We start from the raw sequence: 7,542 nt of genomic DNA, 5'->3' as shown, positions 1-7,542 counted from the left end.
CAAGCACGCCCCAGGTAAACGCGCCATGCGCTCCGCCTCCCTGAAGGGCGAGATTGACTTTTTTTGTCAAGGGGCGCGCTTACTGTGAGGTCCAACCGCCGTCGGCGGCGATGGTGGTTCCGGTGATTTGCGAGGCGGCGTCCGAGCACAGGAACGTAACAATCCCGGCAAGCTGTTCCACGGTGACAAATTCTTTCGAGGGCTGTTTGGCAAGGATTACCTTCTCGATCGCCTCATCCTCCGAGATCCCGTATTCCTTCGCCGTTGCGGGAATTTGCTTTTCGACCATCGCCGTCAGAACGTAGCCGGGGCAAATGGCGTTTGCTGTTATAGGTTCTTTCGCGGTCTCGAGGGCGACGACTTTGGTCATGCCTACAACGCCGTGCTTTGCCGTGACGTAGGCAGACTTGAACGGGCTCGCGCGCAGGCCGTGCGCGGAGGCGATGTTGATCACCCGGCCCCAGCCAGCATCGCGCATCACCGAAAGCGCGGCAGCGGTGGTGTGGAAGGCCGACGACATATTGATCGCGATGATTGCATCCCACTTTTCAATCGGGAAATCCTGCACCGGGGCGACGTGCTGGATGCCGGCGTTGTTGATAAGGATATCGCAGGTGCCAGCCTTTTCGATCAGCGCGCGGCAATCGCCGGATTTCGACATGTCGGCTCTTATATAGCGGGCGGTCACGCCAAACTCTGACGCGATGTCTGCTGCAAGTTTGTGGTCGTCTTCACCGTCCGTGTAAGAGTTCAGAACGACGTTCACGCCGATCTTCGCCAATTCCCGGGCCACACCAAGGCCGATGCCTGAGTTGGAACCGGTGATAACGGCGGTTTTTCCTTTGAGGGACATGATCGCGGCTCCTTTAGTTCGCAAGTGCGGCATTGTTGTTGCGGCGCAGCATAGGGACGTCAGGCGCGAGACACCACTTAGAAATCGCGGTTGGAATAGGCGTCCAAAGCACGAGCGCGACCTGCCTCCAGCGAGACGACTGGTTCAGGGTAGCGGGTTTGAGGCGAAAGACCCCAGCTTTGCGGAATTGCGTCGAAGTATGAGAGCGCGGATTGAGACGGCTCTACTTTGCCCTCGGCGATCCATGCTTTGTCGTACACACGATCTTCATCGAATTTGTCGAGCTGCGTTACCGGATTGAAGATGCGAAAATAGGGCGCCGCGTCCGGGCCGCAACCGGCAGTCCACTGCCAGCCCATTGCGTTTGAGGCCGGATCCCAGTCGGTCAGGCAGTGTTCAAACCAGTGTTGTCCAATTCGCCAATGGGACATGAGGTGTTTGGTCAGGTAACTTGCGACGATCATCCGTGCGCGGTTGTGCATCCGCCCCGTCACATACATTTCGCGCATGGCGGCATCAACAAAGCGGATACCAGTGCGGCCTTGCTTCCAGGCCTTCACGTTCTCGTGGTCCTCGTCTTCATTCCACGGAAATACATCCCAGCCCTCGCGCCAGTTGTCGCGGACAATGTGCGGGGTGTGCCAGATCAGGTGATAGGCAAACTCGCGCCAGACGACTTCTTTGACGAAATGTTCTGCACCGTTTTTGCCCTCGTCCATCGCTCGATGGCCTGCATGCCAAAGGACGCGCGGGCTAATCTCGCCCCATGCGAGGTTCTCGCTAAGGCCGGATGTAGCGTCCTCACCAGGGAAGTCGCGGCGGGCTTTGTAGGCGTCGATCTTTTCATCGGTGAAGAGGTGAAGGCGTGCAAGGGCGACGTCTTCCCCAAGGCTAAGATGTTGGCGCGTGATTGCGGCGCCGCGGTTCATGGCGCCGGCCAAGTTCCATTTGGCAGGCGTTTCTGAGCCGGGCCAACTGGCCGGTGCAGGGATTGCCTTAGGCGATTGAAGGGGTTGGGGGACATGGGTGTCCTTGACGGCGCGCCAGAACGGCGAATAGACCTTGTAGTAGCCGCCAGTTTTGGTTTCGACGCTCCAAGGCTCGAAGAGTAGATGGGCTGAGATGCTTGACGCATCAAACCCGTCTTCGCTGAGGGCGGCTTTCACCTCTTTGTCGCGGGCGATTTGCTCAGGGTCATAGGCCCTGCCCCAGCGGATGTTGGCAGCACCTGTTTCCGCCATAACATCGCGCAAAACGTCGAGGGCCTTACCGCGCCGGAAGATCAGTTTGGAACCGAGGCCTTGCAGCGTCTCGCCAAATACTTCGGCCCCAAGGCCAAACCGCCAAAGCGGACAGGCACCATAAGTTTCAAAAACCTCGTCGAGAATGAACACCGGAATAACCGGGCGGCCCATGTCGAGGCATGCCTGCAGAACCGGATTGTCGTGCAAGCGCAATTCGCGCCGCACCCACCAGATGACGGGAGATTTGTCTGCCATTTTATCCTCGATCAAATCACAAGACGTGATCTAGCGCCGATATCAGGCGGTTAAGTTCACCGTCGGATGTGTAATGCGTGAACGACAAACGCAACAGGCCATGAGCAGGATCGATACCCATCGCTTTCAGCGGGCGAGGAGAATAAAAATCTCCCCCACCTGCATTAATGTTGTGAGTGGCAAGATCGTTGGCGATGTCCTCACCGGGACGGTTTGCCAGAACGCCGACCGTGGGCGCGCGTTTGGTGGCATCGTTAGGACCAATCAGGCGTAGCGAGTTCTTCGTCGACAAGAAATCGAGCAGTTTTTCGAGGAGCTTGATCTCGCGGGCGCGCATTGCATCGTGAACCGCTGCGGCGCGTGCTGCGGCTTTCACCTGTGGCCCGGCCATTTCGGCGTAAAGCGTGTCGATGTAATCGGCCATACCAGCGCAGGCGGCAACTTGGGCGTGATCGTCGCCTGCCGGTGTGAAGCGTTTGTAAAGCGCGCCACCATTGAAGTCGTGGCCCTGATTGGGGAGCGCTTCGCCCAATGCGCGGCGCACCACCATAATCCCCTGATGGGGCCCATAGGTTTTATAGGCCGAGAACAAATAGATATCAGGGCCAAGCTCGGCGACGTTTGGAAAGCCGTGCGGCGCATAGCTGACGCCATCGACACAAACGGCAACGCCTTCACTTTTCGCCTGACGGGTTATTTCAGCGACATCGTTGATCTCTCCGATGACATTTGAGCAATGCGGGAAGCACAAAAGCCGCGCGCCCTTCAAAAGTGGCGCCAGTCTATCGCGATCCAGATGGCCGGTCTCCGGATCAACCTTCCACTCGCGTACCTCGAAGCCGGCTTGCGCAAGGCGACGCCATGCGCCGGTGTTGGCCTCGTGGTCCTGATTGGTCACGATGATCGCATCGCCGGGTTCCAACCACTCGCGAAAGGCCTGTGCCAAAACATAAACGTTTTGCGTGGTCGATGGGCCAAAACTAAGTTCGTCATCTTCGACACCCAGCATGCCTGCAAGCCGGGTTCGGGCTTCATCCATTTCTTCGCCGCCGACGCGACTTGCGGGAAACGCCCAATAAGGTTGGACCTTTCGCTCGCGGTAAAACCGCTCGAGGCGCTCGGTTACGAAACGACACGGATAAGAGCCGCCTGCGCTTTCAAAGAACGCCTGATCACTCAGCGAGGGCTCTTGAAATGCAGGAAAGTGGGAGCGGACGACATCGATATTCAGATCTTGCACGGTCTTAGCCTTTGAAAACGAAATGCCGAGACACAATGGCTGGGGTGCTTCTTGAACGCAATGGAGCGATCGTATCCCGGCTACGTGACAGCCGCCTGTATCCTTCGAACAGGCCCTGACGGGCCGTGAGGATGTTGACAAAGTGGGGAGCCCGTTAGGGCAATATATTTAGAATCATCCTCAACCGGGCGATTTCAGACCGCTGCAGCCATGAGTTCTCCGGCCGCTTTACCGTTTGCTATCTTGGCCGCTAGGCGTTCCTGAGCCGGCGTCACATAATCATCCATGATCGTGCGGATCGCTTTAATTTCTTTTTCGGTGCCAGATGCAAGCCGCAACGGCTTTTCGCCGTTGATGAGATAGATCAGGCAATGACAGTCCGGCCCATCAACGGATTTGGTCATGCCCACACCAATGATGCGGTCGATCTCGACAGTGGCGAGGATTTCGCCACGTCCGCGCGGATTGCGCGATACAAATCGAATTTCCCGGCGCATGCGGTCGACCTGAACTTCGGGGCGGAACCCGCGCGCTGATATTGAAATAATCAAGCCGCCCGCAACACCCAGAACTGCTGTCAGCATCAACTTCATTGCTATCATGTCACCGCCATAAAGGCTGCCAGGCAAAATCCACTGACCAAACGCACTGAGAAGTAGAACACCGCCAAGAAACATCAGCGCCCATTCTGTCAGGGTTTCGCCTTTATCTTCTTTCATGTCGGCAGGCCGCAGACGGAAACCCCAAGGCATATTAATGAATTCAAGCCCCGGTTTGTCAGGGTCAACATTTCCTGTGCTACGCAATGCCATAAGGTCAAAGTCCCGTTGGTTTTCAAAATCTAATCCCGAACTAACAACCAATAAGGGCAACTTTGGGACGGGGTTGCATCACGAATGTGGACGTGTATAAGCCACTGATCCGCCGCAAGATTATTTGAACGGCGCAGCCTCTCGTGGACGAGAGCGGCGGATGAGCCCTTGTCCTTTGAAGTGCGCCCTGAAAATGATGGAGATCACATGCCGCTGTATGAGCATGTTATGATTGCGCGTCAGGACCTGTCCAACACGCAAGCCGAAGGCCTTATTGAACATTTCAGCACAGTCCTAAGTGACAACGGCGGTAACGTTGTTGAAAATGAGTACTGGGGCGTCAAAACGATGGCCTACAAGATTAACAAAAACCGCAAGGGCCACTATGCCTTCCTCAAGACGGACGCACCTGCGGCCGCCATCCAGGAAATGGAGCGTCTAATGCGTCTGCATGAAGACGTGATGCGTGTTCTGACTATCAAAGTCGACGCCCACGAAGAAGGCCCCTCGGTTCAAATGCGCAAATCCGATGAGCGTGACGCTCGTCGTGAACGCCGTTAAGAAAGGAGCATAAGTCATGGCTGGTAAACCATTTTTTCGCCGTCGTAAGGTCTGCCCTTTCTCGGGCGATAACGCACCTAAGATCGACTATAAGGACTCGAAATTGCTTCAGCGCTATATCTCTGAGCGCGGTAAGATCGTTCCATCCCGTATCACCGCCGTTTCGGCCAAGAAGCAGCGTGAGCTGGCCCGTGCAATAAAACGCGCCCGTTTCCTCGCCCTTCTGCCTTACGCCGTGAAATAAGGAGACCTGAGCAATGCAAGTTATCCTTTTGGAACGCGTGGCCAAGCTGGGTCAGATGGGCGATATCGTAACCGTCAAAGACGGCTTTGCCCGCAACTATCTGCTTCCACAGAAGAAGGCTCTTTGGGCGTCCGCGACCAACATTGGCCAGTTTGAAGCGCAAAAAGCGCAGCTGGAAGCACGAAACCTTGAAAGCAAGGGCGAGTCCGAAGCACTGGCGGCCAAATTGGACGGTCAGCAGTTCATCGTGATCCGGTCGGCTTCTGATGGTGGGTCGCTTTACGGGTCGGTCACGACACGTGACGCTGCCGATGCCGCGACAGCAGACGGGTTCTCGGTTGATCGTAAGCAGGTTATCCTGAATGCACCGATTAAATACTTGGGTGTACACACGGTCACGATTGTTTTGCACCCCGAAGTAAGTGCAATCATTCAGCTGAATGTTGCACGTTCGACCGAAGAAGCCGAGCTTCAGGCATCTGGCATCAGCGTGGCAGATCAAGCCGCGGAAGACGAAGCCGCAGCCGAGCTTGAGATTGCTGAACTCTTCGAGGACATCGGCGCTGCCGAACTTGATGATCTGGAATCGGGCGAAGTCGCCTCGTCCAGCAGGGAGGCGTCTGAAGAGGCTGCAACTGACGGCGCAAGCGATGCATCGGACGCTGACGAAAAGACTTGATCGTATCCGATCAGATATAAAAAAGGCCGCTCAATCGAGCGGCCTTTTTTCTTTATAAGATAAATAGTTGCCGGCCTTAGTCTATCCGTTGTGTTCGCGGATTTTCTCGGCGGCGTCTTTGTCGAATGTCACGCCACTGTTTTCCAGAAGTTGATCCAACTCGCCCGACATCGTCATCTCGGTAATGATGTCGCAGCCGCCGACAAACTCGCCTTTGACATAAAGTTGCGGGACAGTCGGCCAGTCGGAAAAGTCTTTGATGCCCTGACGGATAGCCTCATCGGCCAAGACGTTCACGTCGGCAAAATCAACGCCCATGAAGTTCAGCACCCCCACCACACGGCTGGAAAAGCCACACTGCGGCATGGACTTAGTGCCCTTCATAAAAAGCACAACATCGTTGGCGGTTACCGTATCTTTGATCTGATCCTGAGCGGACATCTGTCTTTCCTATCTCTATTCCGGCGCTTTAGTTGTTAATGCTAACGCGTGAAGGTCACCGTTTGCACCATCCATTTTGCCTTTTAACGCGGCATAAACCGCGCGTTGCTGCTGAACCCTGTTTTGTCCGCGAAAGCTTTCATCGACGACCATGGCCGACATATGGACGCCATCGTCGCCTTGGACAGCAATTTTTGCATCCGGAAAAGTCTGCCGTAACAAAGCTTCGATTTCATGGGCCTGCATTGGCATCGTTGGAGGGTCTCCTTTTCGTTAAGACTGATGTAGAGCGAGACGGAAGTCCTTGCAAGGTTTCGGGGCGCAACTTCTGAGCTACGCTGCCACTCAAACTCCCCGAGGGGCTTCGAAAAGGGTGAATGGGACCTAGGCGATCTTGTCTGCGAATGCAGAACGGAAGGTGTGCGACAGGGCATTGAGCGGTGCAGATATGTCCGCGAAAGCAACTTCGGGGCCGCCGAAAGTGCCAACTTTCGTGGCGATCACACCGGAGGATTGAGCCTTTTCGAGAAGCTCCGTCACGTTGTCTGGGCGAATTGCGAGAAGGTAGCGAGCTTGATCTTCGCCAAACAGTTGCGCTGTGTCAGAGGTGGCCATCCTGACACCAATATTTGCCGCGTCGGCCATCTCGAAGGCCGCAAGCGCCAGGCCTCCGTCCGACAAATCTGCGGCAGAGGCGATCAGTTTACCGCTGTTGCGCACGAACGTTCCGTTGCGGCGCTCAGCGTCCAGATCGACGTAGGGCGCGTCGCCGTCTTCCCGAGCGAAAGCTTCGGCAAGAAGCGCGGATTGGCCGAGATGTCCACTTGTGACGCCTATCATCACAGCGATGTCGCCGTCTTCTGGCAGCCCCGATATCAAGGCGTCCGACGTTGCAATCAACCCAACTGCACCGATTGTCGGGGTAGGTAGGATGCCCTGCCCGTCAGTTTCGTTATAGAGCGAGACGTTGCCCGAAACGATAGGCGTATCCAGCGCAAGACAGGCCGCGCCGATGCCTTTGATCGCGCCGACGAGCTGGCCCATTATCTCGGGCTTTTCGGGATTACCGAAATTAAGATTATCGGTCGTCGCAAGCGGTGTGGCACCAACTGCAGATAGATTGCGATAGGCTTCGGCGACGGCTTGTTTACCGCCCTCAAATGGATTTGCATTGACATAACGAGGGGTTACGTCGGATGTGAAGGCCAACATC

At 55.9% G+C, this 7,542-nt stretch carries 10 protein-coding genes; 3 read left to right on the top strand and 7 right to left on the bottom strand.

What is annotated here, in order from left to right:
- Positions 1–79: 79 nt before the first annotated feature.
- The 4 genes from Q1B15_RS14090 to Q1B15_RS14075 form a co-directional block, all read right to left on the bottom strand.
- Positions 80–853, bottom strand: coding sequence for a 3-hydroxybutyrate dehydrogenase (locus Q1B15_RS14090; protein WP_299754615.1), 774 nt, complete (start codon positions 851–853; stop codon positions 80–82).
- 77 nt (positions 854–930) lie between these two features.
- Positions 931–2,352: a deoxyribodipyrimidine photo-lyase gene (locus tag Q1B15_RS14085; protein WP_299754613.1), complete on the bottom strand. Its 1,422-nt coding sequence runs from the start codon at positions 2,350–2,352 to the stop codon at positions 931–933.
- 16 nt (positions 2,353–2,368) lie between these two features.
- Positions 2,369–3,592: an aminotransferase class V-fold PLP-dependent enzyme gene (locus Q1B15_RS14080; RefSeq protein WP_299754611.1), complete on the bottom strand. Its 1,224-nt coding sequence runs from the start codon at positions 3,590–3,592 to the stop codon at positions 2,369–2,371.
- A gap of 194 nt (positions 3,593–3,786) precedes the next feature.
- The gene (locus Q1B15_RS14075; RefSeq protein ID WP_299754609.1) at positions 3,787–4,404 is read right to left on the bottom strand and encodes a hypothetical protein; all 618 of its coding nucleotides are present in this window, start codon (positions 4,402–4,404) and stop codon (positions 3,787–3,789) included.
- Positions 4,405–4,611: 207 nt separating this feature from the next.
- Here Q1B15_RS14075 and rpsF point away from each other — a divergent pair, with 207 nt between their 5' ends.
- From rpsF to rplI, 3 genes are read left to right on the top strand one after another with little or no spacing between them, the layout of a single operon-like run.
- Positions 4,612–4,965 (top strand): 30S ribosomal protein S6, encoded by a 354-nt coding sequence (gene rpsF / locus Q1B15_RS14070; RefSeq protein WP_299754607.1) that lies wholly within the window; start codon positions 4,612–4,614, stop codon positions 4,963–4,965.
- A 16-nt stretch (positions 4,966–4,981) separates the two neighbouring features.
- The gene (gene rpsR, locus Q1B15_RS14065) at positions 4,982–5,209 is read left to right on the top strand and encodes a 30S ribosomal protein S18 (protein ID WP_093972166.1); all 228 of its coding nucleotides are present in this window, start codon (positions 4,982–4,984) and stop codon (positions 5,207–5,209) included.
- A gap of 13 nt (positions 5,210–5,222) precedes the next feature.
- Positions 5,223–5,888: a 50S ribosomal protein L9 gene (rplI, locus tag Q1B15_RS14060; protein WP_299754602.1), complete on the top strand. Its 666-nt coding sequence runs from the start codon at positions 5,223–5,225 to the stop codon at positions 5,886–5,888.
- 81 nt (positions 5,889–5,969) lie between these two features.
- On the opposite strand, the gene grxD is transcribed toward rplI, so the two are convergent.
- The 3 genes from grxD to Q1B15_RS14045 form a co-directional block, all read right to left on the bottom strand.
- A complete protein-coding gene (grxD, locus tag Q1B15_RS14055; protein WP_299754600.1) occupies positions 5,970–6,329 on the bottom strand; it encodes a Grx4 family monothiol glutaredoxin in 360 nt (119 codons plus the stop codon).
- Positions 6,330–6,344: 15 nt separating this feature from the next.
- Positions 6,345–6,581 (bottom strand): BolA/IbaG family iron-sulfur metabolism protein, encoded by a 237-nt coding sequence (locus Q1B15_RS14050; RefSeq protein ID WP_299754598.1) that lies wholly within the window; start codon positions 6,579–6,581, stop codon positions 6,345–6,347.
- Between the two features lie 132 nt (positions 6,582–6,713).
- On the bottom strand, positions 6,714–7,542 hold an 829-nt coding region (locus Q1B15_RS14045), incomplete at its 5' end, for an AIR synthase related protein (protein WP_299754596.1).

The sequence above is a fragment of the uncultured Boseongicola sp. genome, assembly GCF_937988555.1.
Taxonomy (GTDB): Bacteria; Pseudomonadota; Alphaproteobacteria; order Rhodobacterales; family Rhodobacteraceae; genus Boseongicola.
Note: the sequence above shows the minus strand (reverse complement) of the source record. Positions and strands in the feature narration are given on the sequence as shown.

Coding starts and splice junctions, on each gene's coding strand:
- Q1B15_RS14090 (WP_299754615.1), bottom strand. CDS start 853: ATGTCCCTCAAAGGAAAAACCGCCGTTATCACCGGTTCCAACTCAGGC.
- Q1B15_RS14085 (WP_299754613.1), bottom strand. CDS start 2,352: ATGGCAGACAAATCTCCCGTCATCTGGTGGGTGCGGCGCGAATTGCGC.
- Q1B15_RS14075 (WP_299754609.1), bottom strand. CDS start 4,404: ATGGCATTGCGTAGCACAGGAAATGTTGACCCTGACAAACCGGGGCTT.
- rpsF (WP_299754607.1), top strand. CDS start 4,612: ATGCCGCTGTATGAGCATGTTATGATTGCGCGTCAGGACCTGTCCAAC.
- rpsR (WP_093972166.1), top strand. CDS start 4,982: ATGGCTGGTAAACCATTTTTTCGCCGTCGTAAGGTCTGCCCTTTCTCG.
- rplI (WP_299754602.1), top strand. CDS start 5,223: ATGCAAGTTATCCTTTTGGAACGCGTGGCCAAGCTGGGTCAGATGGGC.
- grxD (WP_299754600.1), bottom strand. CDS start 6,329: ATGTCCGCTCAGGATCAGATCAAAGATACGGTAACCGCCAACGATGTT.
- Q1B15_RS14050 (WP_299754598.1), bottom strand. CDS start 6,581: ATGCCAATGCAGGCCCATGAAATCGAAGCTTTGTTACGGCAGACTTTT.